Genomic DNA, 23681 nt, shown 5'->3' with positions numbered 1-23681 from the left:
CCTCGCCTTCCTGCGCCGGCTCCGGCGGCACCGGCCGCCGGAGCCGGCGCCTCAGTCCCCGCTCCCGTGGCGCTCCGGGTCGGCCGCGGCCAGGTCGTCGCGCCGGGTGTCGGCGGTGACCGGGGTCCGGTCCAGGTATCCGGCCCGGGCCAGGGCGTTGCCGCCCACGGCCGCGGTGGCCAGCTGCACGAGCAGGGCCAGGCCGATCTTCAGCGCGTTGGCCGGTGAGGGGAACCAGAGCAGGAGCCCCAGGAGCAGCAGCGCCGTGCCCAGGGCGGCGGAGATGGAGATGCCGTGCAGGCGGGCGTAGAAGTCGCGCAGGCGGACCAGGCCGAGCGCGCCCACGGCGAAGACGGCGGAGCCCGCCACCGCGCAGGCGACGGCGATCACTTCGAGAGGGGTCATCGTTCGCCTCCGGAGACGAGCCGGGCCAGGGACAGCGCCGCCAGGAAGCCCACGAGGGTGCAGACGAGCACGACGTCGACGAGCGCGTCGGAGTCCAGCCGCAGGCCCAGCAGGGCGACGATCCCGACGAAGCCGAAGAAGACGACGTCGGAGCCGGCCCCCCGGTCGGCCTTGGTGGGTCCCACGAGGATGCGGCCGACGGCGACGACCATGGACGCGCCCAGGAGCAGCAGGGCGATGTCGACGGGGTTCACGGGGACACCTCCCCGTCCGCGGTGCGTGCCGGCGCGCCCCCGCGCCGGGTGATGCCGAGCAGGTAGTCCTCCATGCGGTGGATGTCCGCGAAGAAGGCGTGCTCGTCGGCCGTGTAGAGGCCGTGCACCCACAGGGTCGGCGGTTCGGTGCGGACGGCCACGGTGACCGTTCCGGGTGTCAGGGTGACCATGTTCGCGATGGCCGTGATCTCCAGTTCCGTTCGTGCCTGTAGCGGTACCTCGATGAACGCCGGCGAGGCGGCGCTGCCCGGGGTGAGGACGTCCCGGGCCACCTGGAAGGACGAGGCCACCACCCTGGCCCCGTAGAAGAAGGGGAACCACGTGATGCGCAGGGCCCTGCGCAGCGGACCGGTCATCGGTTCGTCACCGCCTCGACGTAGGTGGAGGTGTCCAGCAGGTGGGCCGCGGCCTGGGCCGACAGGTCCAGCAGGACCTCGGCTCCCAGGCCGACGCACAGCGTGACGGCGGTCAGGGCGACCGCGGGGAGTACGAGCGCGGTGCGCAGCCGCGGCGGGGCGGTGCGCACGGCGGTGGCCGTCGCCGCGGTACCGGTCCCGGCACCGCTCTCCGCGCCGGTCTCGGTCTCGGGCTCGGGGGGACGGCCCCAGAAGACCGAGCCCCAGATCTTGAGCATCGACATCAGCGTGATGAGGCTGACCGCGATGGCGACGGCCGCGACGGTCCACCGCCCCGCGTCGAAGGCCGCGGTGACCAGGGTCAGCTTGGCGACGAACCCGGAGAAGGGCGGCAGGCCGGCCAGGGACAGGGCGGCTCCCAGGAAGGCCAGGGCCAGCAGGGGCTCCCCCCGGGCCCGGCCGCGCAGCCGTTCCAGGTCCCCGGTCCCGTACACGTGCTCGACGGCCCCGGTCGACAGGAACAGGGAGGCCTTGACCACCATGTGGTGGACCAGGTAGAAGATCCCGGCCATGAGGCCGAGCTCGGTGAACAGGGCGACGCCCAGCAGGATGTACCCGATCTGGCTGACCATGTGGAACACCAGGATCGACCGGGTCGTGGTCTCGCCCACCGCGCCCAGCACGCCGACGGCCATGGTCGCGGTGAACACCACCAGGCCGATCCACAGCAGCGACGCCTGGCCCTCGAAGACGACCGCGTACAGGCGGTAGACCGCGTAGATGGCGACCTTGGTGTGCAGCCCCGAGAACAGGGCGGTCACCGCGGGGGAGGGCGCGGTGTAGGTGCGCACCAGCCACCCGTGCACCGGCACCACCGCGGACTTGACCGCCATGGCCAGCAGCACCAGCCCCATGGCCGCCGCCACCGCCGGAGAGCGCTGGGCGGCGCCGGCCAGCTCGCCCAGCTGCACGGTCCCGGCGGTCCCGTACACCAGGGCCACACCCGCCAGGAAGATGGTCGAGGTCAGCAGGTTGACGGTGACGTAGGTCCGTCCGCCGCGCAGGCCGCGCAGGGTGCCCGCGATGGCCATCAGCCCGTAGGAGGGCAGCAGCATCACCTCGACGAACACGAACAGGTTGAACAGGTCGCCGGTGAGCAGTGCCCCGTACACCCCGGCCGACAGGACCAGGACCAGCGGGGCGAAGTAGCGCCGCTCCGCCTCCCCGGTGGCCAGCGCGAAGAGCGAGCACACCAGGACCAGCAGGGCGGTCGTGGTCACCATGAGCGCGCTGAAGGCGTCGGCGGCCAGGGGGATCGACACCCCCGCGGGCCACAGCCCCACCTGGTGGACCAGGATCCCGCCGCCGCCGGTGGCCCCGAGCAGGGCCAGGCCGCCGGCCAGGCCCAGGGCCGCGGTGGCGGGCAGCAGCAGCCGGACCGCGGTGCGGGAGGTGAACACGGCCAGCAGCGCGGCGCCCGTCAGGGGCAGGGCGACCAGGAGCGGTAGGAGCACGGGGTTCATGAGGCGTCCTCGGTCTCGTCGCCGGTACCGGTGGCGGCCAGGGTGAGCATGTAGACGGTGATGGAGAAGGCGATGACGATCGCGGTGAGCACGAACGCCTGCGGGAGCGGGTCGGCCAGGGCCTCCGTCGCGCTCCGCCCCAGCAGGGGCGCGCCGCGGTGGAAGACACCCCCCGCGGACATCAGCAGGAGGTTGGCGGCGTGGCTGAGCAGGACGAAGCCCAGGACGATGCGGACCATGCCGCGCTGCAGGATCAGGTAGACGGCACCGGCGGTCAGGACGCCGATGGTGAGGGCCAGGGTCATCGGGTGCCTCCGGTGGCGGTGGAGCGGCCGGCGGTCGGGGACGCCTCCGCGGCGTCGGCGCCGGGCCGCGGCAGGCCCAGCTGGTTGAGCGCGGTCAGCATCACGCCGACCACGGCCAGGTAGACGCCGACGTCGAAGACCAGCGCGGTGGTGAAGTGGTAGTGGCCGCCCCAGGGCAGCGGCACGTCCGCGTGCAGGGGACGCAGGAACGAGCCGTCCGCGAGGCCCAGGAGCCCGGACAGCAGCGCGGTGAGCACCCCCGCGGCGATGACGGCGGGATAGGCCAGGCGGATGCGGGCCACCGAGGCGCTGGGCGCGGCGAGGTAGGCCAGGGCGAAGGCCGAGCCGCCGACGAGGCCGGCGATGAACCCGCCGCCGGGGGCGCTGTGGCCGCGCATCAGCAGGTAGAGCGACCACACCACCAGTAGCGGGATCAGCACGCGGGCCACCGTGCGCATGATGACGGTGTTGGAGTCGGCGTCCCAGACCGGGTTGGTGCGCGACACGGCGGGCCTCTCACCGGCGTCGGCGGTCAGCCCCGCCGAGTGCAGGACGGCGATGATGATCAGCCCGGCCACGCCCAGGACGGTGAGCTCGCCCAGGGTGTCCAGGGCCCGGTAGTCCACCAGGACGGTGTTGACGACGTTGGTCCCGCCGGTGTCGGCGGGGGCGTTGTCCAGCAGGTGCGCGCTCACCGCCGAGGGCTCCCGGCGGCCGGTGAGCGCGTAGGCGCCCGCGGTGGCCGCCGCGCCGGCCAGGACCGCGATGACCGCGGTGGCGGCGGTGCGCGAGGGCCGGACCCGGTGGAACCCGGCGGGCAGCCTGCGCAGCACCAGCACGGCCACCACGACGGTCAGGATCTCCACCAGCAGCTGGGTGAGCGCCACGTCGACGGCTCCCAGGAACAGGAACCACACGGCGGTGGCGAACCCGGCCAGGCCCACGAGCGCCAGGGCGGCCATCTTGGACCGGGTCGTCACGGCGGTGAGGACGGCCGCGGCGACCAGCACCACGGGCAGCCAGTCCAGGGGGCGTGAGGTGGGCCCGGCCGGCGGCCCGAAGTCGGGCCCCGCCAGGGCGACCACGGCGGCGAAACCGATGATCAGCACGAAGGGGACGGCCAGGTGGCGCGTGGGGGAGTCCGTGCGGGTGGCGTCCCCCGTCCGAACGCCGGCCGAGATCACGGCGGCGTGCACGCGCTCGAACACCGCGGTCCCCCGCACCGGGGGGAGGCGGTATCGGGCCAGGCGTTCGCCGGAGGAGGTGAAGCGGACCAGCAGGGCGCCCAGCAGCAGGGCCGCCGCCGACATGCCCAGGGCGGGGTTGAGCCCGTGCCACAGGGCCAGGTGGGGTTCGGCCGTCCGACCGGTCGCGTCGCCCGCGGCCCGGGCGGCCATCGGGTTCAGCAGCGCCACACCCAGCCCCAGGACCAGACCGGACAGGGCGGAGACCACCGGAGCCGCCAGGAACAGCGCGCCCGCCTCCCGAGGGCGGTCGTCACCGGTGCGCGTGGGACGGCCGCCCCAGAACGCCCCGTACACGAACCGCACGGAGTAGGCGACGGTCAGCGCCGCCGCCGCGACCGCGACCGCGGCGGCGAGCGGCCCCGCCCAGGGGGCGTGCGGGATGTCCAGCAGCGCCTCGAAGACGTTCTCCTTGCTGACGAACCCCAGCAGCGGAGGCACCCCGGCCATGGACAGCGCCGCCAGTGCGCTGAGGGCGGCGGTGACGGGCATGGCCCGGGCCAGGCCGCCCAGCTCACGCAGGTCCCGGGTGCCGGTCCGGTCGTCGATGACGCCGACCGCCATGAACAGCGTGGCCTTGAACAGGGCGTGCGCCAGGGTGTGCACGGCGGCGGCGATCAGCGCCTGCGGGGTGCCCACGCTGATGACGGCGATGAGGAACCCCAGCTGGCTGACCGTGGAGTAGGCGGTGAGTTCCTTGAGGTCGTGGCGCCGCAGCGCCAGCAGTGCCCCCAGCACCGCGGTGGTCAGGCCCGCGGTGATCAGGACGGGTCCCCACAGGGGGTTGTCCGTGAAGGCCGGCGTGAAGCGCATCGCCAGGTAGACGCCGGCCTTGACCATGGCCGCGGCGTGCAGGTACGCGCTGACCGGGGTGCTGGCGGCCATGGCGTCGGGCAGCCAGTAGTGGAAGGGGAACTGGGCCGACTTGGTGAACACCGCCAGGACGACCAGCGCCGCGACGACCGTGGTGAAGGCGGTGTCCTGGGTCCAGGCCGTGTCCCCCAGGATCTCGCTCAGGCGGGTGGTGCCGGTGCGCACCCACAGCAGCACCACCGCCGCGAGCAGGGCGAGCCCGCCCAGGGCGGTGAGCAGGAAGGTGCGCACGGCCGGGCGTGAGGCCCCGGGGCCCGAGAGGCCGATCAGGGAGAAGGAGCAGATCGTGGTCAGCTCCCAGAACACGAAGAGCAGGACGAGGTCGTCCGCCAGGACCAGGCCCGTCATCGCCAGGGCGAAGGCGCTCATCAGGAAGTAGAACCCGGTCCGCCTGCCCGGCGGGAAGTAGCCCGCGGAATAGGCCGTGACCAGGGCGCCCACCCCCAGCACCAGGGCGCAGAACAGCCAGGCCAGGCCGTCCATGCGCAGGTGGAGGCCCACCCCCAGGGAGGGCATCCAGGGCAGGTGCGCCTCGACCGGGGCGCCCCCGGCCCACAGGCCCGGGCCCGCGGCCAGGACCGGAACGGCGGCCAGGGCGAGCACGGCGGCGAGGGTCCAGCCGGTCCACCGCCCGGGGAGGCGGTCGATCACGGGAACGGCGGCGGTGGTGACGGTGAGTACGGCAAGGAGAAGGAGCAGCAGCAAGCCGCCGGCCTTTCGGGTTCTCTCGCCCCGCCCCGGGCGCACGGGGGCGCGCCGCGGCGGCCGTGTCCGGGGACACGGCGGGCGAACGGTGAACGGGGATGTCTCAGGGACCGCGCAGCGGGTCCGGCGCACGACGGACGGGTGGAGGACCCGGGGGTCCGCTACGGAAGCGGGCGTGCCGGGTACTCCACCGGGTTCCGCGCACAGCGGCGGAACTCAGGTCGTACGTGAAGGAGGGGCTCCCCGAAGGAGGGAGCGGTCAGCCGCGTCCCGGCGGGCACGCGCTGAGCTCACCGTGGGCGTTGGTACCCCACGAGGTGGAGTAGCCGTTGGTGCCCAGGGGAAGGGGGTTGCGGACGATGATCCGCTGCCGCTCGGCGAAACGCAGGCGGCGGCTGCGGGCGTGGGCGGGCAGTACCCGGAAGGACGCCCCTCGCAGCGGTGCGACGACGGCGGGAGGCGGCGCGGCCGGAGCGGCGGCCGTGTGCACGGACCGGACCATGGGCGACACCTCCTCTGCACGTCTCGTACCCCTGCGAACGTGGGCCACTGTACCAGGCGGTGTCCCTGATACCCGGAAGGCACCGAGTCCGTTGTGGGAGCGCTCACTCCCACGGGTGACCGGGACATCCCCCACCGGTGACACGCGTCACCCAAGGTCGCCGCATCCGACCTCTCGGTGACCGAATGTCAGGAGAACCTTAATTCTTCACCGCCGAGGTGGACGGATCCCGCTGATCATGATCAACCTCCGACGAAAAGGGCAGGACACACGCCGGTGACCGAAGCCCAACGCACAGGAGACCTCCGCCGGCCCTCCCCACCCCCGCCCCCCACGACGAAGGGTCACGATGTCGGCTCCCCGCGAAGAACGACAGGAGAAACAACAGGAGACCGGTCCGGCGCAGCCGGGGCGGGACGAACGCACGGAGGGGGCTTTCACGCGCTCCCGGGTGATCGGCCTCATCGCCGGACCGCTCGTCGGCCTGATCATCTACCTCCTGATGCCCGACATGCCGCTGCCGCTCGCCGAGGGCGAGGACGAGGCCGTCCTGTCGGCCAACGGCCGCACCGTCGCCGCGGTCACCGCCTTCATCGCTATCTGGTGGGCGACCGAGGCGATCCCGATCCCGGTCACCTCGCTGCTCCCGCTGGTGCTCTTCCCCGTGATGCTGGAGGGGACGCCGATCGGGGACGTCTCCTCGTCCTACGGCTCGGACACCATCTTCCTCTTCATGGGCGGCTTCATGCTCGCCCTGGCCATGCAGAAGTGGAACCTGCACAAGCGCATCGCGCTGACCATCGTCTCCAAGGTGGGCTCCAACAGCGCCGGGCTGATCGGCGGCTTCATGATCGCCACCGGGTTCATCACCATGTGGGTGAGCAACACCGCCACCGCCGTGATGATGCTGCCCGTGGGCCTGTCGGTGGTCACCGTCCTCACCCAGTTCCGCAAGGGCCGCACCGACGCCAACTTCGCCACCGCCCTGATGCTCGGCATCGCCTACGCGTCCTCCATCGGCTCGGTCGCCACCATCATCGGCACCCCGCCCAACGTGCTGATGGTCGGCTACCTCTCCGAGGCCCACGACATCACCATCGGCTTCGGCCAGTGGATGCTGGCGGGGGTCCCGCTGGCGGCGGTCTTCCTGTTCCTGGCCTGGTTCGTGCTCATCAAGGTGTTCCCGCCCGAGGCCAAGCGGGTGGAGGGCGCCCAGGAGCTGATCCGCACCGAACTCACCGGCCTGGGCGCGATGTCCCGCGGCGAGAAGGGCGTCTCGCTGGTGTTCGCCCTGGCCGCCCTGTCCTGGATCTTCATCCCGGTGCTGGCCCGCAGCGAGGGCATCGGCGGCGCCCTGCCGTGGCTGGCCGGCATCAGCGACGCCGGGATCGCCATGACGGTCGCGGTCGTCCTCTTCCTGGTCCCCATCGACCGGCAGGGCACCCGCCTGCTCGACTGGGCGACCGCCGTCGGGCTCCCCTGGGGCGTGCTGCTGCTGTTCGGCGGCGGCCTGGCCATCTCCGGGCAGTTCACCGCCAGCGGGCTCAGCACCTGGATCGGCGGGCAGGTCTCGGTCCTGGCCGGGATCCCGCTGTGGGTGCTGATCCTCGTGGTGACCGCACTGGTGCTGTTCCTGACCGAGCTCACCAGCAACACCGCGACGGCGGCGACGTTCCTGCCCATCCTGGGCGGTGTCGCCCTGGGCATGGGCATGGACGTGATGACCCTGGTGGTGCCCGTGGCGCTGGCCGCCACCATGGCGTTCATGCTGCCGGTCGCCACCCCGCCCAACGCGATCGTGTTCGGGTCCGGGTACGTGCGGATCGGCCAGATGATCCGCGGCGGCCTCTGGCTCAACCTCATCGCCCTGGTCCTCATCCTCGGCGCGATGTACGGCCTGTTCAGCTGGGCCATCGGCATCACGCTCTGACCCCGGACCCGACCGCCGGCCCGGGACGCGACACCCGTCCCGGGCCGGCTGCCTTCGGGCCCGGAAGACGGGGCGCGACACAAAGCCCGCCCCCTGCGTGACCGGACACGCCGACTCGTGCATGATCGTGCCCGGCAGGGGAGGCGCAAGCGGCGGGCGGGGGACGGGCCGCCGCGCGCGAGCCCGCGGTACCGGCGGGGCGCGGAGTGGCTCCTAGTGACAGGAGTGGCGAAAAAATGTAACACCGCTGTGACTGCCGGCTGTGACGCTTCCGTACAGGTTTCCGGCTCCCCCATCACCCCTCGGATACCGAGCCTTCAATTCAGAGAGACCCGACTCCATGACAGACATGATCCAGGCGGTCCTGGATTCCATCGTTTCCTTCGTATGGGGGCCGTACTTCCTCATACCCCTGCTCCTCATCGTGGGCGTCTACCTCACCGTCCGGCTCGGAGGGCTCCAGTTCCGCGTCCTGGGACACGCCCTGTGGCTGGCCCTGGTCCGCCGCACCGAGAGCGACAAGGGCGACACCAAGGGTGACATCTCGCACTACCAGGCCCTGAGCACGGCCCTGGCGGCGACCGTCGGCGTCGGCAACATCGCCGGCGTGGCCCTGGCCATCGGCGTCGGCGGCCCCGGCGCGCTGTTCTGGATGTGGGTCACCGGCATCCTGGGCATGGCCACCAAGTACAGCGAGGCCCTGCTCGGCGTGAAGTACCGCCGCCCGGACACCAAGGGCGAGATGAGCGGCGGCCCGATGTTCTACCTGCGGCACGGCTTCGCCGAGAAGTTCGGCCCCGGCAGCGGCGGCGCCAAGATCGGCCTGGTGCTGGGCTTCCTGTTCGCGATCTTCGGCGCGATCGCCTCGTTCGGCATCGGCAACATGACCCAGGCCAACGCGGTCGCCGGCCAGCTGGAGTCCACCTTCTCGGTGCCGACCTGGCTCTCCGGCGCCGTGATGGTGGCGCTGGTCGCCGCCGTCATCCTGGGCGGCATCAAGAGCATCGGCCGGTTCGCCGCCGGCGTCGTGCCGTTCATGATCATCGCCTACGTGCTGGCCTCGCTCCTGGTGCTGGCCCTGTACGTCACCTCGATCCCCAGCGCGATCGCGCTGGTCTTCACCGACGCCTTCACCGGCACCGCCGCGGTCGGCGGCTTCCTGGGCTCGGCGTTCATCATCGCCATGCAGCAGGGCATGGCCCGCGGCATGTTCTCCAACGAGTCCGGCCTGGGCACCGGCGGCATCGCGGCCGCCGCCGCCAAGACCGCCCACCCGGTCCGCCAGGCCATGGTCTCCATGACCCAGACCTTCATCGACACCATCATCGTGGTGACCATGACCGGCCTGGTCATCATCGTCACCGGCGCCTGGTACACCGAGAACACCGGCGACGGCGCCCTGATGACCAACTGGGCGATGAGCGAGGCGTTCGGCTCCCTGTCGCCGGGCCTGGCGCCCTTCGGCGGCTACATCGTGGCGATCAGCCTCATGTTCTTCGCCTTCACCACCCTGGTGGGCTGGTCCTACTACGGCGAGCGGTGCATGGACTTCCTGGTGGGCCGCTGGGCGGTGCTCCCCTTCCGCCTGCTGTTCGTCGCGGTGGTGTTCGTGGGCGCCACCACGGACCTCACCGTCGTCTGGGCGTTCAGCGACGCGGCCAACGGCCTGATGGCGGTGCCCAACCTCATCGGCCTGCTGGTGCTGTCCGGGGTCATCACGGCCGAGACGAAGAAGTACTTCTCCGACCCGGACTGGCGCAAACCGGACCTGGTCGACGCGCGCCGGGGAACGGATTCCTGACCCGCGGTACACACACGGGAGCGGGGGCGCCGGTCGCATCGACCGGCGCCCCCGCCGTGTTCCGCCCTCCCGAGGCACGGGAGGCGGGGTGCGTCAGACCGCGGCGTCCTCGGCCGCGGCGGGACCGCCGCCCCGGCCCGAGCGGATCTCGGCCTCGACCCGGTCGAAGTCGGCGGCCTGCTGCTCGCCGACCTTGGCCAGCCCGTTGAACAGGAAGATCGCGGCGAAGCTGAGCGCCGCCGCCGGGACCATCGCGTACAGGCCCGTGTTGAAGACGGCCGCGTCGAGGATGTCCCACAGGATCGCGGTGGTACCCCCGGCGACCATCCCGGCCAGCGCGCTGGCCCAGGTCATCCGCTTCCAGAACACCGACAGCAGCAGGATGGGCCCGAACCCGGCGCCGAACCCGGCCCAGGCGTAGCCCACCAGGTCCATCACCGACTGGTTCCCCCACAGTGCGATGCCCGCGGCGCCCAGCGCGACGGCGACCACCGTGATCCGGCTGATCCACAGCAGCGTGCCGGGGGCGGCGTCGCGGTCGACGAAGGCCCGGTAGCCGTCCTCGGTGAGGGCGGAGGAGGCCACCAGCAGCTGGGAGTCGGCCGTGCTCATGACGGCGGCGAGGATGGCGGCCAGCAGCAGACCGGCCACCAGCGGGTGCGCCAGCGCCTCGATCAGCAGCGGGAAGGCCTGCTCGGGGGAGGACAGCGGGGTGTCGAAGTAGGCGATGGCGATGAAGCCGACCGCGACGGCCAGCGCCATGGCGCTGATAGCCCAGGTGACGCTGATGGTCGCGGCGGCCGGGATGTCCTTGACCGAGCGGATGCCCATGTAGCGGGCCAGGATGTGCGGCTGGCCGAAGTAGCCCAGGCCCCAGGCCAGGCCGGAGACGATGACCACCCAGCCCAGCGTCTCGGTGGACACCCACTGCCCGAGGTCGGCGTCCAGGGAGGTGCCGCCCACCGCGGAGAGCAGCCCGTCGCTCTTGGCCGACACCCCGTCGGCCAGGCCCGCGAAGCCGCCCAGCGCGGTGATCGCCAGGACCGGGACGATGAGCAGGGCCAGCCACATCATGGCGGCCTGCACGACGTCGGTGTAGGAGACCGCGAGGAAGCCGCCCAGGACGGTGTAGAGCACCACGATGCCCACGCCGATGGCGATCGCCGGGGCGGGGTCGAGCCCGAAGACCTGGTCGAAGAGGGCGGCCATGGCGACCAGGCCCGAGGCGACGTAGAAGAAGTAGAAGACGATGATGAGCAGTGAGGAGACCCCGCGCAGCAGGCGGGTGGGGTCGTTGAACCGGTTCTCCAGGAAGGAGGACAGGGTCAGCGAGTCGGAGTCCCCGCCCGCGCGGGCGTCGGTGACCCGCTCGGTGTAGACCCGCAGGCGGGGGGCCAGCAGGATCCAGCTCCCGGCGAAGCCGCAGGCCAGGCCCACGGCGATCCACGCCTCACCCAGGCCGGAGACGTAGATGGCCCCGGGCAGGCCCAGCAGCAGCCAGCCGCTGAAGTCGCTGGCGTTGGCGCTCAGCGCCGCCACCCAGGGGTTGAGCTGGCGACCGCCCAGGACGAAGTCCGACTGGGAGACGGTCTTCTTGTAGGCCCACAGGCCGATGGCGACCATGGCGACGAGGTAGACGCCGAAGGTCCCGATCGACCAGAGCATGGACTCGGTCAAGTCCGTTCTCCTTTCGTTGCGAAGGCGCGAGGGGGTTCTTGCGCCTCCGTGGTGTCACAGACGGGGATCATCGCCTCCCGCTCCGTGAGCCACAACACCTGACGCCGGAATAACACCGCTTCGAGATTTTTCGGCGGATGTCGTGTTCGAATCGAGACTTCGTGTCCCTTTGCCGACCGCGGCGCAAGGGAAGAGCAGGGCACGGCGTGCCCTCGCCGACCGCTCCGCGGCGGCGGGTCCGCTCCGTCCCTCCGGTGCACCCGGCGCCGGACAGGCCGGGTCGTGCCGGGGGCCGAGGCAGGCCGGGTGGTCGTGTCCGCGGCGCCCGGGGGTCGGGGCGGACCGCTCTAGACGACTGGTCTAATTCGGTGTTAGCCTGGCTCCATGAGCACCTCCGCCGACACCCGCCAGCGCATCCTGGACACCGCGCAGGGCATCATGGCGCGCAAGGGGTGGTCGGCCGTCGGCATCAACGAGGTGCTCACCGCCGCCGGTGTTCCGAAGGGTTCGTTCTACCACTGGTTCAGCTCCAAGGACGCCTTCGGCGAGGCCATGCTACAGAGCTACTTCGCCGACTACCTGAGCGAGATGGACGCGGTCTTCGCGGCCACCGGCGCATCGGCGGCCGAGCGGCTCATGGCCTACTGGCGGAACTGGCGCGACACGCAGAGCCTGGAGGACTGCCGGGGCAAGTGCCTGGCGGTCAAGCTCGGCGCCGAGGTCTCCGACCTCTCCGAGCCGATGCGGCTGGCGCTGAAAGAGGGCACGACCGGAATTGTCGACCGCCTCCAGCGCATGATCGAGGCCGGCGTCTCCGACGGGTCGCTGTCCGTCGACGCAAGCCCGGGGGACGTGGCCCGGGCCCTCTACGACATGTGGCTCGGAGCCAGCGTCATGGCCAAGATCCACCGCGACCCGGCCGCGATGGACAACGCCCTCGCATCGACCACGCGCGTGCTTCACTTGGCGTGACGGGCCCTGCGGGCCCCTGGTCCCGCGGTACGGGGATCCGAACCATCGACAAGACGACCAGTCTACTAGAACAGGGGAACACCATGAAGGTCCTCATCGTCCTCACCTCCCACGACCGGCTCGGCGACACCGGGAAGAAGACCGGCTTCTGGCTTGAGGAGCTCGCCGCACCGTACCGGCGCTTCATCGAGGCCGGCCACGACATCACCCTCGCCTCGCCGGCCGGCGGCCGGCCGCCGCTGGACCCCAAGAGCAACGAGCCCGGCTTCCAGACCGACGACACCCACTGGTTCGAGGCGAACGCCGAGGCGACCGCGGCGCTGGCGAACACGGTGCGCCTGGACTCGGTCTCCGCCGACGACTACGACACCGTCTTCTACCCCGGCGGCCACGGCCCGCTGTGGGACCTCGCGGAGGACCCCGCCTCCGTCCGCCTGATCGAGAGCACGCTCCGCTCGGGCAAGCCGGTCGCGCTGGTCTGCCACGCGCCGGGCGTGCTGCGCCACGTCACCGCCGAGGACGGCACCCCGCTCGTGCGGGGCAGGAGGGTCACCGGCTTCACCAACACGGAGGAGGCCGCGGTCGAACTGGTCGACGTGGTCCCCTTCCTCGTCGAGGACGAGTTGATCGGGCTCGGCGGGGACTACTCCAAGGGCGCGGACTGGGGCTCCTACGTGGTCGAGGACGGACTGCTGATCACGGGGCAGAACCCCGCCTCGTCGGCGGAGGCGGCCGACGCGCTCATCGCCAGGTTCGCGGGATGAACACCTCTGCCGTGCTGCCGCGTGCGCGGGGCGCGGACCCCGCCGGGTCCGGCGTCCGCGCGGCGGCGGCCCGGAGGGCCCGGGCGGGGAACCCGGTCGGCCCCGCCGCCGGACACGGGCGGACCGCCGCTCCTGAGGGGCCGCCGGTCGACCGGTTCCCGGACGTCGAAGACGGCGTCCACCGCACGCGGTGAGCCCAGGTCCCCGGGCCGCGCCGGTCCGTGCCGGTCCGACCGGCGACGGCCCCGCGGAGCGGCCCGGGGTGCGGGGGCCTTGCTCGAACATGGCCTCACCAGGGGCGGCGGACGCGGCGGTGACACCACGTCACGCCCTCGCCCCCGGGAACGTCATGCCGAGCCGCTGACGTGGCGGCACTGCCCGGCGCACGCCTGGACGGCTTGAATCGCAGTGCACCCGATCAGCGACGACGCCGCAGAGGCAAGGACCGGAGAACAAGGCACTTCCCAGGCTCCACACTGTCGGGGACCTTTGCGACTCCCCACGGCGCACCAATGCGTCGATCTCCCCGGACGGCACCCGCACGGCCTTCCTCGCGCCCCGGGGGAACCGGCTCGACTGTGCCGTCGAAGCGTGACGTGAGAATGTTCGAGCCGGGGCCCGGCCCTGGAAACGGAGAGCGGGAGATGGGAACCGACAGGCGAAAGCCACGACCGGCCGGCCCCCGGCGAGGGCTCGGGCTCGCGCGGTACGTGCTGCCATGGGCGGCCGTCGCGGTGGCCGCCGGCGTGGTCCTGTGGCTCAACCGGAGCCCCTGGTGGGGGTGGGCTCTGATCGCGCTGCTGCTGGTGGCCCTGGGCGCGACGGCCCGCTGGTGGCTGCGGGGCCGCCGCCTGCTGCGGACCGGGGCGTGGCTGCTCGCGGGCGTGCTCGTCTGCGCCACGGCGCTGGCGGCCCATCCGGCGCCGCAGCACCGTCTTGCGGGCGGGCAGGACCGCACCCCCACCGAACTCGTCCACACGCGGGAGGGACCCGTCCAGGGGGTCCTCAACGACCCCGGCACGGTGGAGGTCTTCGCGGGCATCCCCTACGCCCGGCCTCCGGAGGGAGAGCTGCGCTGGAGGGCGCCCCGGCCGCCCCTGCCGCGCACGGAGGTGTTCACCGCCGACCGCTTCTCCGACGTCCCCGTCCAGGGAGAGTCCTCCTTCATCACCCGGGCTCTCTCTCAGGTCATCGACGTCCCGCTGGCGGAGACCCTCCTCAACCCGTATCCGGTCGGCGAGGACAGCCTCTCCCTCAACGTCTGGCGGGCGACCCAGCGCGGTGCGGAGCGGCTGCCCGTCCTCGTCTACATCCCCGGCGGCGGCTTCACGACCGGCTCCGGTGCGCTGCCGCTCTACGACGGCGCGGCCCTCGCCTCCCGGGGCGAGGTGATCACCGTGACCCTCAACTACCGGCTGGGCGTCCTCGGCTTCCTCGCCCACCCCGACCTCGCCGACGAGTCCGGGAGCGAGGCCTCCGGCAATTACGGGCTCCAGGACCAGATCGCCGCCCTGGAATGGATCCGCGACAACATCGCCGCCTTCGGCGGCGACCCCGACCGGGTGACCGTCGCCGGGGAGTCGGCCGGCGGCGAGAGCGTGTGCGTCCTGGGCGCGACCCCGCTGGCCGAGGACCTCGTGGACGGCATCATCGCGGGCAGCGGAGCGTGCATGGGAACCGCCGGGAACACGGAGGACGGCGACCAGTACGACACGGGGGAGGCCGCCGCGGACGCCGGGCTCCGCCTGAGCGAGGCGCTGGGCGGGGCCACCCTGGAGGAGATGCGGGCGATGCCCCTCGACCGCGTTCTGGAGGCCGCGGAGCCGCTGGCGGGCCACTGGCGGCCCTTCATCGACGGTCACGTGCTCAGCGCCCCGCCCGCGGACGTCTACGCGGCGGGGGACCAGCTGGACGTGCCGACGCTGCTCGGCAGCAACGCGGACGAGGCCTCCCTGGCCCTGGCCCTGCCACCGGACACCGACGTCGACGAGTACCACGCCACGGTGCGGGCCGACCACGGCGGGGACGCGGAGCGGTTCCTGGAGCTCTACCCCGGACGGACGGAGGAACAGGTGCTCGACTCGCTCCTGCAGGCCCGGACCGACATGGTCATGACCAGGGCGATGCACCGCTGGGCCCGCCTACAGACACGGACCGGAGCATCGGGCGCCTACCTCTACCATTTCTCACACGTCCCCCCGGAGGACGGGCTGGAGAAGTACGGCGCCTACCACGGCGCGGAGGTGGCCTACGCCTACGCCAACCTCGGCGCGGACGGCGACGCAGAGTACACCGAGACCGACTACCGGCTCCGCGACCAGATGAGCGCCTACTGGAGCAACTTCGCGCGCACCGGCGACCCCAACGGCCCCGGACTCCCCGCCTGGCCGACGGTGCGGGAAGCCCCCGAACAGGTCATGGAGTTCGACGGCGGCAGCTCGGTGGCGCCCCGCCCGCGCCCGGAGGCCGTCGACTTCTGGATGGACTACGACGGACCGATTGCTTAGGGCCCGTCCCCTTCGGTGGGGCGGCGGTGTCCGGCCGGTCGGGCCGTGGCGCGCTCCACCCGCCACCGGCGCCCCTCCGGCGAGGGCCGGAAGGGCACCGGCCCGGTCGGTGCCGTGTCCGCGGCTGCGTATCTCAGGAGCCGGTGCGGTCCCGTCCCAGGCGGTCCAGCCAGGCGGCCACCCGCTCCCGCAGGGAGCGCAGGAGGGAGTGCCTGCGGGGAGCCCGCAGGAGGGGCCGGACCGGCACGGGGGAGCGGTGTGCCTCGGGGGCCCGGACCGTGAGGAGCCCTCCGGTGTACCGGACCTCCATGCGGTCCCACGCCACCGGCCCGGGGAACGCGATCTCGCGCAGCAGTGCCCCGTCGGGGCGCGAGACCATCAGCAGCCTGTGCCCGTCCCGAACCAGCGCCAACTGTGAGGCGTCCGTCCAGAGGCCGAAACGCACCTCGACCAGATGGGAGCCGTCCTCGCTTCCCTGGTCCACCCGGACCACTTCCGGGGGAGCGTGGACGGGCCGGGCCCCGGCCCGGGGAGCCCCGGTGAACACCGACGACGCGAACGGCATCAGACCACCTCCTGGGTTGAGTCTATGAAGCTCAATTTAGATGATTCGACCCGGATCGGGCAACTGGGGGCGGTGGCTTCGCTCCGGGTGAACTGCTTTTCCACGACACCGGCAGCGGCCCGGCCCCCTTCCACGTCACCATGTACATCGACGACGGCCAGATCACGACGTCGAGGGCCCGGCGGTGGAGGTGCTGACCGGCTCATCTCCGCTCGCGCGGAGAGCGCGTCCTCGCCGTCGGCCCCGCCGTGCACGGTGACGGCTCACCTCCGCTCGTGCAGAGAGCATGGTAGAAGCCAAAGTCACCGCCAGGCGTAGATCGTCTCGGTGCTGATGTCCAGATCGTTTGCCACGTCCGCGACGTTGCGTCCGGCCTGGACCAGGTTCAGGACCTTGCGGCGGAACTGGTCGGGGTATCCACGATGTGCTCCTTCAAGGGTCACGTGGTCCCAGGATCCAGAAGTCCGACTCCGAAAGACGCAGGACACACCAATGCGGTCCACGATCGCAGGAGTCAGCAATCGCTGTTGGCTGGGTTTCGGCCAGACTCAAACTGTCAAGCTTTTGACCGAACCCGGTCACTGCCCAGACGAGTCGTGAACTGGCGACTATCTTGGTTATCTGAATTCGGCCCCAAGGAGTACGATTGACTTCCAATATAAGGCGAGGCTTTCGCTATGCCGCAATGATGTTCGCCGTGATGGTGAGCGCCGTTTTTCTGTCAGCATCCCCTGCTTCCGCGCACACACTCGACGAAGCGGTACGGTCAGCTGACGGTTGCAAGTGGTACAGCGGAAGCTACACCCTTCAGCACTCGAACGGCATCATCCTCAGGAACGGGACAACCCGCCTGGGTACCGCATACCTGCTGTGGAGCCCGACTTACCAGCAGAACTGCGCGATCGCATTGAAGACACACTCTTCCGTCCACGGTGTGAGCACGTGGACAGAGATCCACCTTTACGTCTACCCCAGCACCGGATATTTCCGAGACGGGGGTTACTACGGCCACTTCGCGGCCGCTTACGGCTCAACGCGAGGAAGTTGCGTGTCTTACCAGGGTGAAATCCGAACCACGAGCGGGCAGTCTGCCATTAGCTCACGTGTGGACCCGTCGTGGTGCGACTGACCTCGCAGGCGTAGCTCCCCAGGTTCGGTCCGAATTTCCCTGGCCTTTTCGGTAGGGGAAAATGAACTGGGTTCATTTCCCAAGATTCCTCACGTGAAAATCAACCTCGGCTGCCGCCAAGGCGGGGAGGCCGGCCCGAAAACGCTGGAGGGCCGGGTCAGGGAGGTCTTCTCCACCCCACGAGCAGGCTACTCCCGACCTGGCCCAAGAGCTCCATCCTCTGTTCCAGTACCCGCGGGTCTTCCATCCCCTCCGGGTACAACCGGGCCCGGCGGACCAGCGCCGCCGGCTCCTCCGGGAGCACCCCGCCAGGACCTCGGGCCGGATCACGTCCCCCACCACCAGCACCTTGTCACTGAGACCGATCCGCCGCATCAGCATCGGCAGCGCCCCTTATTCGACTACCCAGGCGGACCGCGCCTCCTGATACCTCGCAGCCCACGCCGAGACGGTTCGCTCACCCAAGGCCTGATCACGCCAGGCCGGCCTGAGTGACTGTCGGATATGCGGGTGATTACACGCTCTGGTCGGTGGAGCGGTTGCTCCACCGCTGGCTCTGACCGGCCAGGCGTGTGGCCATCAATCGGATCATCGCGATCTTGACCATGGCCTCGGAGTTGATGGTGAGGCGTTCGTAGTCGCGGGCCAGACGGCGGTTGCGCACCAGCCATCCGAAGGTGCGCTCGACCACCCACCGGCGGGGCAGCACCTGGAACCCCCGGGCGTCGTCGCTGCGCCGCACGATCTCCACCACCAGCTTGAACCTGTCGTACGCCCAGGTGAGCAGGCCGCTGTCGACCTTGTAGGCGTACCCCGCGTCGGCCCATACCAGCCCCACCGTCGGGAACCGGGCCGCCAGCGCTCGGAGGACCCGGTGCCCGCCGGCCCGGTCCTGGACCGAGGCCGAGGTCACCGCGACCACCAGCACCAGCCCCAGGGTGTCCACGACCAGGTGGCGTTTGCGGCCCTTGGTGCGCTTGCCCGCGTCGTAGCCCCGGTCGGTGCCGCCCTCCCCGGTCAGGATCGACTGGGAGTCCGGCACCGCCGCCGCGGGTGCCCGGTCGCGGCCCGCCTCCTGGCGCACCCGGGCGCGCAGGGTGTCGTGGACGCGGTCGAGGGTGCCGTCAGAGGTCCAGGCGCGGTACCACCGGTAGGCGGCGTCCCAGGGCAGCAGGTCGCGGGGGATCATCCGCCACGGGCAGCCCGAGCGCAGCACGAAGAAGAGCGCGTCCCACATCCGCCGGTCGTCGTATTTGCGGGGTGCTCCGCCTTGGGACCGGTCACGGACGGGCAGGAAGGGCTCGATCACCTCCCAGACGGTGTCGGAGAGGCTGGAGGGGTAGCATGGGCGGGCGTCCCCGCCGGGCTTGCATCTGCACACACAGCGCAATTCTGGCGGGGACGTTCTGTTTTCTGATCAGCGAACCTGACCGGTCACCGCACGCAACCACCCACATACCAAACAGTCACTCAGAGGGGCGGCCAGTTGCGGAGGGCGGCGCCGGCCACCCGCTGGAGTTCGGCGCGGGAGGCCCCGCCCGCGGCCGGCCCCGGGCGGTCGCCGCGTGGGCGCCCGACCCCGGGACGGGGCCGGCGGGGGCCGTGCGTGCGGCCGTGGCGACGGCGCCGCCACAGCCGCCACGGCCGCGGGTGTGTCGGGGGTGTCAGGCCCGGCCGTGGCGGGGCCGGGGGGCCAGGTCGGGGTCCGCGCTGCTCAGCGCGGTCACGACGTCGGCCAGCGCGTCGGCCAGGACCACCGGCTGGCGGGTGGCCTCGTGGTCGTCGGTGCGGTCGTCGGGTCGCTGGTGGGGAAGCCGCCGGGGATCGAGGGTGACGGACATGTGGTTTCGGGCGCGGGGGTGAGGGGGCGCCCTTCTCCTTCCGGTGTGTTCGACGTCCTCGTGTCCGGCCGACCATGACGCCGGGTGACCGGGTCGGTATCGGCTTTACCAGGCATAGCAGGTCCGGGTGACATTCTGTGGATACGGAGCGTGCCTGTGGATGAACGGGGTCCGGCCGGGGGAGCGGGGCCGGCGGGGAATACCCGGGACGTGTCCACCGTTCGGGCATGATAGTTTCTCAGGAAACTACTTCTTGGAAAGCTAGTTCGGGAGCGGGCCATGCAGTTCGGAATCTTCTCTGTCGGCGATGTGACCACCGACCCCACCACCGGTCGGACGCCGACCGAGCACGAGCGCATCAAGGCCATGGTCGAGATCGCGCTCAAGGCGGAGGAGGTCGGTCTCGACGTCTTCGCGACCGGCGAGCACCACAACCCGCCGTTCGTGCCGTCCTCGCCGACCACCCTGCTCGGCTACATCGCGGCCAAGACCGAGCGGATCGTCCTGTCCACCGCGACCACCCTCATCACCACCAACGACCCGGTGAAGATCGCCGAGGACTACGCCTCCCTCCAGCACCTCGCCGACGGCCGGGTGGACCTGATGATGGGCCGCGGCAACACCGGGCCGGTCTACCCCTGGTTCGGCTACGACATCCGCGAGGGCATCCCCATGGCCCTGGAGCACTACAACCTGCTCCACCGCCTCTGGCGCGAGGACGTCGTGAACTGGGAGGGCAAGTTCCGGACCCCGCTCCAGGGCTTCACCGCCACCCCGCGCCCGCTCGACGGCATCCCGCCGTTCGTGTGGCACGGGTCCATCCGCAGCCCGGAGATCGCCGAGCAGGCCGCCTACTACGGCGACGGCTTCTTCCACAACAACATCTTCTGGCCCGCCACCCACACCAAGAAGCTCATCTCGCTGTACCGCCGCCGGTACGAGCACTACGGCCACGGCAAGGCCGAGCAGGCGATCGTCGGCCTGGGCGGACAGGTGTTCATGCGCAAGAACTCCCAGGACGCGGTCAAGGAGTTCCGGCCCTACTTCGACCACGCGCCCGTCTACGGCGGCGGTCCCTCGCTGGAGGAGTTCACCCGCGAGACGCCGCTGACCGTCGGCAGCCCGCAGCAGGTCATCGACCGCACCCTGACCTTCCGCGAGATGTTCGGCGACTACCAGCGCCAGCTCTTCCTCATGGATCACGCGGGCCTGCCGCTCAAGACCGTCCTGGAGCAGCTGGACCTGCTGGGCGAGGAGGTCGTCCCGGTGCTGCGCAAGGAGTTCGCCGCCGGCCGCCCCGCACACGTACCCGACGCACCCGTCCACGCCTCGATGCTCGCCGCCCGGCGGGCCGGGGACCACGACCAGGACACGGAGGTCCGCGCATGAGCGTCCGCCGCATCGTCACCGTCTCGGCGGGGCTGAGCACCCCGTCCTCGTCCCGGCTGCTCGCCGACCGGCTGACCGCCGCCACCGAGCGCTCCCTGGGGGACCGGGGCATCCGGGCCCGGGTGCGCACGGTGGAGCTGCGCGACCTGGCCCACGACGTCATGAACGCCATGGTCACCCAGGTGCCCACCGGAGAGCTGCCGGGCGTGCTGTCCGACCTGGCGGAGGCGGACGGGGTCATCGCGGTGACCCCGGTGTTCAACGCCTCCTACAGCGGGCTGTTCAAGTCGTTCTTCGACGTGGTCGACCAGGGCGCCCTGGACGCGGTCCCGGTGCTCGTCGGCGCCACCGGCGGCAGCCCGCGCCACTCGCTGGTCCTGGAGCACGCCCTGCGCCCGCTGTTCTCCTACTCCCGCGCGCTGGTCGTCCCGACCGGCGTCTACGCGGCCTCGGAGGACTGGGGTGCGGACGACGAGGGCGCCCGCGAGCTCAACGAGCGCATCGAGCGGGCGGGCCGCCAGCTGGCGCTGCTCGCGGCCGACCACGAGCGGAGCGGGCGGGACCCCTACGACGAGCCGGTCGCCTTCGAGGACCTGATGTCCGGCCTGGGCACCTGACCCGTCCCCGCGACGGCCCCGGACACCCATCGGTGTCCGGGGCCGTGCCGTGCCCGGGGGCGCTACCCTGCCCCCATGATGCCGAGCACCGCTCTCCTCGACCGTTTCCGCGGGTACGCCGAGATCGCCTCCTGGGATGCCGGGCGACAGCTCGCCTGGGCGCGGCGCAGCGGCGTCGACGTCGATGAGATCGCCCTTCAGATCGACGACTTCCACGGCTACGCCGTGACGCGGACGGAGGTCTTCCCCGAGAGCGTCCTGAGCCCCCTCTCCGAGCTGAACGCGCTGTTCGGCGCCATGGCCCGGGACGACTGGGAACCCGCCGCCGTACGCCTCTCCCCGCGCTGGGCCGCCTCCCGTGTCCTGGCCGCGTCCGTCGCCGAGCAGATGGGCGACTGCTACCGGCTCCTGCCGGACGAGGCCTGGGACTGACCCCGGCCGCCGCTCCCGGTGCGGGCGTCGAGCCAGGCGCACAGGTCCTCCAGCGCGGCCCCGGTGCGGTCGCCGTCACCGGTCGTCAGCAGGTCGGTCTCCAGGCCGGAGAAGGCGGCGTTGAGCAGGGTCGCGGTCCGCAGGGCCTCGGGCCCGGACAGCCCCCGCAGCACCAGGCAGGAGGCGACGAACTCGGCGCGACCGCGTACGAACCCCGGCACCTCCACGGGCAGCCGGCCCGCCGCGGCCAGCCCCTCGATCTCCCGGATGAGCCGGGTCACCGCCAGCTCCGGCTCCGCGAGGGTGCGCCGCCAGGCGTCGCGCACGACGGTTCCCACAGGGACCCCCGGGTCGTCCCAGCCGGGGGTGGCGCGCAGCGCCGCGTGCTGGACCTCGTCCAGCCGCTGGAGCACGGCCACGAGCAGGGCCTCCTTGTCGGAGAAGTGGTGGGTGAGGACCCGGGTGCTCCGGCCCAGGCCGCGGGCGAGGTCGCGCAGCGAGAAGTCGGCGGCGCCGATGCGGGCCAGCTCGGCGATGACGGCGTCCAGGACCTCGCGGCGGCGCTCGGGGTCGGCGGTTCGGGGCATGGGGCGCGATCACCTCTTCTTCCTCGGTGCCCACATTCGCACACCCATTAGGGAAACAGTTGTTACCCTAATCGGATGCGCGCACCCCGGTGGCTCCCCGCCCTCACCCTCACCGCCTTCGCGGTCCAGACCGACGACTTCGTCATCATCGGCGTGCTGCCCGGCCTGGCCGCGGATCTGGGGGTCACCGCGGTCGCCGCCGGCCAGCTCGTCACCCTGTACTCCCTGGGCTACGCGCTCACCGCGCCGCTGTGGGCGCTCCTGCTCGCCCGGGTCCCGCCCCGGGCCGTGCTCACCCGGTCCCTGGCCGTCTTCACGGCGGCCAACCTCGCCGTCCCGCTCCTGGACGGACTCGGCCCGCTGCTCGCCCTGCGCCTGCTGGCCGCGCTGTCCGCCGCGGCGGCCCTGCCCTGCGCGCTCGCCCTGACCGCCGCCCAGGCCCCGCCCGAGCGGCGCGGGCGCCACCTGGCCACCGTGATGACCGGCCTGACCGGCGCTGTCCTGCTGGGCGTCCCGCTGGGCACCTGGGCCGGCGGCCTCTTCGGCTGGCGGGCCGCCTTCGTGCTGGGCGGGCTGCTGGGCGCCGCGGCCCTGGCCGCGTCGGCGGCCACCGTGCCCGCCTCCGGCCCGGCGGGTGAACGGCGCGGTGCCGCGGACCTGCTCCGCCCCCTGGCCTCCCGGGCCGTCGCCGCGGTCCTGGCGGCCACCGTGCTCACCGTCGCGGGCAACCTCGCCTTCCAGACCTACCTCGCGGTGTTCCTGGCCGGTCTCGCGGGCGTCGGGCCGGCCGCGCTGGGCGCGCTGCTGGTCGCCGCGGGGGTCGGCGGGCTGGCGGGAACCCGTGCCTCGGGGAGCCTCGCGGACCGCGTCGGGCCGGGCCGGGCGTTCGCCGCGGCCGGCGCGGTGTTCTGCGCGGCCATGGCCGCGTTCGCCCTGCTGTGGTGGCTGCGCCCGGTGCCGGTCGCGGCGGTGGCGGCCCTGCTCGTGACCTGGTCGGCCGCCGCCTGGGCGGTGCCCCCGGCGCTCCAAGCGCTGATGGTCGCCCGGGTCGGCCCGGAGGCCGCGGGCCGGGCGCTGGCGGTGCACAGCTCCTCGGTGCACGTCGGCGCGGCCCTGGGCGCCGTGCTGGGCGGTGCGGCCGTCGCCGCGGGCGCGGGCCTGGCCCCGGCCGCGGCCGGCCTCGCCGCGGCGCTGGGCCTGGCAGCCGCCGCCCTCGCCCGCCGGAGCCGCGGCCTCCCGCGTTCCTGAGACCCGGCCCCGCGCGTGCGGCTTGGCCCGGTCG

At 72.0% G+C, this 23681-nt stretch carries 22 protein-coding genes; 9 read left to right on the top strand and 13 right to left on the bottom strand.

Annotated elements, in window-relative coordinates; genetic code table 11:
• Positions 1 to 51 precede the first annotated feature (51 nt).
• The 7 genes from BUE45_RS03370 to BUE45_RS03340 all read right to left on the bottom strand — a co-directional run bounded on the left by BUE45_RS03370 (position 52) and on the right by BUE45_RS03340 (position 6188).
• A complete protein-coding gene (locus tag BUE45_RS03370; protein ID WP_073374719.1) occupies positions 52 to 405 on the bottom strand; it encodes a cation:proton antiporter in 354 nt (117 codons plus the stop codon).
• Entirely contained in the window at positions 402 to 659 is a 258-nt protein-coding gene (locus tag BUE45_RS03365) for an MrpF/PhaF family protein (RefSeq protein ID WP_073374716.1), read from the bottom strand. Before BUE45_RS03365 ends, BUE45_RS03370 begins: the two co-directional genes overlap by 4 nt.
• The gene (locus BUE45_RS03360) at positions 656 to 1036 is read right to left on the bottom strand and encodes a Na+/H+ antiporter subunit E (protein WP_073374714.1); all 381 of its coding nucleotides are present in this window, start codon (positions 1034 to 1036) and stop codon (positions 656 to 658) included. The genes BUE45_RS03365 and BUE45_RS03360 overlap by 4 nt, the downstream gene beginning before the upstream one ends.
• Positions 1033 to 2559, bottom strand: a complete 1527-nt coding sequence (locus BUE45_RS03355) for a monovalent cation/H+ antiporter subunit D family protein (RefSeq protein ID WP_073374713.1) — start codon at positions 2557 to 2559, stop codon at positions 1033 to 1035. The genes BUE45_RS03360 and BUE45_RS03355 overlap by 4 nt, the downstream gene beginning before the upstream one ends.
• Positions 2556 to 2864: a sodium:proton antiporter gene (locus BUE45_RS03350; protein ID WP_073374711.1), complete on the bottom strand. Its 309-nt coding sequence runs from the start codon at positions 2862 to 2864 to the stop codon at positions 2556 to 2558. Before BUE45_RS03350 ends, BUE45_RS03355 begins: the two co-directional genes overlap by 4 nt.
• Positions 2861 to 5686 (bottom strand): DUF4040 family protein, encoded by a 2826-nt coding sequence (locus tag BUE45_RS03345; RefSeq protein ID WP_073374709.1) that lies wholly within the window; start codon positions 5684 to 5686, stop codon positions 2861 to 2863. The genes BUE45_RS03350 and BUE45_RS03345 overlap by 4 nt, the downstream gene beginning before the upstream one ends.
• Before the next feature lie 259 nt (positions 5687 to 5945).
• Entirely contained in the window at positions 5946 to 6188 is a 243-nt protein-coding gene (locus BUE45_RS03340) for a hypothetical protein (RefSeq protein ID WP_073374707.1), read from the bottom strand.
• Between the two features lie 349 nt (positions 6189 to 6537).
• Between BUE45_RS03340 and BUE45_RS03335 the strand changes: the two genes are divergently transcribed.
• On the top strand, positions 6538 to 8118 hold the full coding sequence (locus BUE45_RS03335) for an SLC13 family permease (RefSeq protein WP_073374705.1): 1581 nt from the start codon (positions 6538 to 6540) through the stop codon (positions 8116 to 8118).
• Between the two features lie 340 nt (positions 8119 to 8458).
• On the top strand, positions 8459 to 9919 hold the full coding sequence (locus tag BUE45_RS03330; RefSeq protein WP_084736820.1) for an alanine/glycine:cation symporter family protein: 1461 nt from the start codon (positions 8459 to 8461) through the stop codon (positions 9917 to 9919).
• 93 nt (positions 9920 to 10012) lie between these two features.
• Here the strand turns inward: BUE45_RS03330 and putP are convergent, their stop codons facing one another.
• The gene (gene putP / locus BUE45_RS03325) at positions 10013 to 11584 is read right to left on the bottom strand and encodes a sodium/proline symporter PutP (protein ID WP_073375379.1); all 1572 of its coding nucleotides are present in this window, start codon (positions 11582 to 11584) and stop codon (positions 10013 to 10015) included.
• 396 nt (positions 11585 to 11980) lie between these two features.
• Between putP and BUE45_RS03320 the strand changes: the two genes are divergently transcribed.
• The 3 genes from BUE45_RS03320 to BUE45_RS03305 all read left to right on the top strand — a co-directional run bounded on the left by BUE45_RS03320 (position 11981) and on the right by BUE45_RS03305 (position 15839).
• Positions 11981 to 12568, top strand: coding sequence for a TetR/AcrR family transcriptional regulator (locus BUE45_RS03320; RefSeq protein ID WP_073374702.1), 588 nt, complete (start codon positions 11981 to 11983; stop codon positions 12566 to 12568).
• 83 nt (positions 12569 to 12651) lie between these two features.
• The gene (locus tag BUE45_RS03315; protein WP_073374701.1) at positions 12652 to 13332 is read left to right on the top strand and encodes a type 1 glutamine amidotransferase domain-containing protein; all 681 of its coding nucleotides are present in this window, start codon (positions 12652 to 12654) and stop codon (positions 13330 to 13332) included.
• A gap of 710 nt (positions 13333 to 14042) precedes the next feature.
• The gene (locus tag BUE45_RS03305; RefSeq protein ID WP_245832745.1) at positions 14043 to 15839 is read left to right on the top strand and encodes a carboxylesterase/lipase family protein; all 1797 of its coding nucleotides are present in this window, start codon (positions 14043 to 14045) and stop codon (positions 15837 to 15839) included.
• Positions 15840 to 15972: 133 nt separating this feature from the next.
• Here BUE45_RS03305 and BUE45_RS03300 read toward each other — a convergent pair whose 3' ends face one another.
• The 4 genes from BUE45_RS03300 to BUE45_RS32375 form a co-directional block, all read right to left on the bottom strand.
• Positions 15973 to 16404 (bottom strand): hypothetical protein, encoded by a 432-nt coding sequence (locus tag BUE45_RS03300; protein WP_073374693.1) that lies wholly within the window; start codon positions 16402 to 16404, stop codon positions 15973 to 15975.
• A 302-nt stretch (positions 16405 to 16706) separates the two neighbouring features.
• On the bottom strand, positions 16707 to 16847 hold the full coding sequence (locus BUE45_RS32380) for a transposase (RefSeq protein ID WP_178378432.1): 141 nt from the start codon (positions 16845 to 16847) through the stop codon (positions 16707 to 16709).
• 1200 nt (positions 16848 to 18047) lie between these two features.
• Positions 18048 to 18914: an IS5 family transposase gene (locus BUE45_RS03290; protein ID WP_073374691.1), complete on the bottom strand. Its 867-nt coding sequence runs from the start codon at positions 18912 to 18914 to the stop codon at positions 18048 to 18050.
• Between the two features lie 283 nt (positions 18915 to 19197).
• On the bottom strand, positions 19198 to 19374 hold the full coding sequence (locus tag BUE45_RS32375) for a hypothetical protein (protein ID WP_178378431.1): 177 nt from the start codon (positions 19372 to 19374) through the stop codon (positions 19198 to 19200).
• A 279-nt stretch (positions 19375 to 19653) separates the two neighbouring features.
• Here BUE45_RS32375 and BUE45_RS03285 point away from each other — a divergent pair, with 279 nt between their 5' ends.
• From BUE45_RS03285 to BUE45_RS03275, 3 genes are all read left to right on the top strand, one after another.
• Positions 19654 to 20763, top strand: coding sequence for an LLM class flavin-dependent oxidoreductase (locus BUE45_RS03285; protein ID WP_073374689.1), 1110 nt, complete (start codon positions 19654 to 19656; stop codon positions 20761 to 20763).
• Complete coding sequence (locus tag BUE45_RS03280) at positions 20760 to 21380, top strand: FMN reductase (protein WP_073374688.1); 621 nt, start codon at positions 20760 to 20762, stop codon at positions 21378 to 21380. The genes BUE45_RS03285 and BUE45_RS03280 overlap by 4 nt, the downstream gene beginning before the upstream one ends.
• A 75-nt stretch (positions 21381 to 21455) precedes the next feature.
• Positions 21456 to 21812 (top strand): hypothetical protein, encoded by a 357-nt coding sequence (locus BUE45_RS03275; RefSeq protein WP_073374686.1) that lies wholly within the window; start codon positions 21456 to 21458, stop codon positions 21810 to 21812.
• On the opposite strand, the gene BUE45_RS03270 is transcribed toward BUE45_RS03275, so the two are convergent.
• On the bottom strand, positions 21779 to 22399 hold the full coding sequence (locus tag BUE45_RS03270; RefSeq protein ID WP_073374684.1) for a TetR/AcrR family transcriptional regulator: 621 nt from the start codon (positions 22397 to 22399) through the stop codon (positions 21779 to 21781). The two genes, BUE45_RS03275 and BUE45_RS03270, sit on opposite strands and share 34 nt — an antisense overlap.
• Positions 22400 to 22474: 75 nt before the next feature.
• Between BUE45_RS03270 and BUE45_RS03265 the strand changes: the two genes are divergently transcribed.
• Complete coding sequence (locus BUE45_RS03265) at positions 22475 to 23647, top strand: MFS transporter (protein WP_073374681.1); 1173 nt, start codon at positions 22475 to 22477, stop codon at positions 23645 to 23647.
• Positions 23648 to 23681: the final 34 nt, after the last annotated feature.

It is taken from the genome of Nocardiopsis flavescens (assembly GCF_900141985.1).
GTDB classification, from domain to species: domain Bacteria; phylum Actinomycetota; class Actinomycetes; order Streptosporangiales; family Streptosporangiaceae; genus Nocardiopsis; species Nocardiopsis flavescens.
Note: the sequence above shows the minus strand (reverse complement) of the source record. Positions and strands in the feature narration are given on the sequence as shown.

What these genes read in the sequence shown, in the direction of transcription:
- BUE45_RS03335 (WP_073374705.1), top strand. Translation starts at nt 6,538, where the DNA reads ATGTCGGCTCCCCGCGAAGAACGACAGGAGAAACAACAGGAGACCGGT.
- BUE45_RS32375 (WP_178378431.1), bottom strand. Translation starts at nt 19,374, where the DNA reads ATGTCCGTCACCCTCGATCCCCGGCGGCTTCCCCACCAGCGACCCGAC.
- BUE45_RS03270 (WP_073374684.1), bottom strand. Translation starts at nt 22,399, where the DNA reads ATGCCCCGAACCGCCGACCCCGAGCGCCGCCGCGAGGTCCTGGACGCC.
- BUE45_RS03320 (WP_073374702.1), top strand. Translation starts at nt 11,981, where the DNA reads ATGAGCACCTCCGCCGACACCCGCCAGCGCATCCTGGACACCGCGCAG.
- BUE45_RS03265 (WP_073374681.1), top strand. Translation starts at nt 22,475, where the DNA reads ATGCGCGCACCCCGGTGGCTCCCCGCCCTCACCCTCACCGCCTTCGCG.
- BUE45_RS03355 (WP_073374713.1), bottom strand. Translation starts at nt 2,559, where the DNA reads ATGAACCCCGTGCTCCTACCGCTCCTGGTCGCCCTGCCCCTGACGGGC.
- BUE45_RS03370 (WP_073374719.1), bottom strand. Translation starts at nt 405, where the DNA reads ATGACCCCTCTCGAAGTGATCGCCGTCGCCTGCGCGGTGGCGGGCTCC.
- BUE45_RS03330 (WP_084736820.1), top strand. Translation starts at nt 8,459, where the DNA reads ATGACAGACATGATCCAGGCGGTCCTGGATTCCATCGTTTCCTTCGTA.
- BUE45_RS03300 (WP_073374693.1), bottom strand. Translation starts at nt 16,404, where the DNA reads ATGCCGTTCGCGTCGTCGGTGTTCACCGGGGCTCCCCGGGCCGGGGCC.
- BUE45_RS03275 (WP_073374686.1), top strand. Translation starts at nt 21,456, where the DNA reads ATGATGCCGAGCACCGCTCTCCTCGACCGTTTCCGCGGGTACGCCGAG.
- BUE45_RS03340 (WP_073374707.1), bottom strand. Translation starts at nt 6,188, where the DNA reads ATGGTCCGGTCCGTGCACACGGCCGCCGCTCCGGCCGCGCCGCCTCCC.
- BUE45_RS03315 (WP_073374701.1), top strand. Translation starts at nt 12,652, where the DNA reads ATGAAGGTCCTCATCGTCCTCACCTCCCACGACCGGCTCGGCGACACC.
- putP (WP_073375379.1), bottom strand. Translation starts at nt 11,584, where the DNA reads ATGCTCTGGTCGATCGGGACCTTCGGCGTCTACCTCGTCGCCATGGTC.
- BUE45_RS03280 (WP_073374688.1), top strand. Translation starts at nt 20,760, where the DNA reads ATGAGCGTCCGCCGCATCGTCACCGTCTCGGCGGGGCTGAGCACCCCG.
- BUE45_RS03285 (WP_073374689.1), top strand. Translation starts at nt 19,654, where the DNA reads ATGCAGTTCGGAATCTTCTCTGTCGGCGATGTGACCACCGACCCCACC.
- BUE45_RS03360 (WP_073374714.1), bottom strand. Translation starts at nt 1,036, where the DNA reads ATGACCGGTCCGCTGCGCAGGGCCCTGCGCATCACGTGGTTCCCCTTC.
- BUE45_RS03350 (WP_073374711.1), bottom strand. Translation starts at nt 2,864, where the DNA reads ATGACCCTGGCCCTCACCATCGGCGTCCTGACCGCCGGTGCCGTCTAC.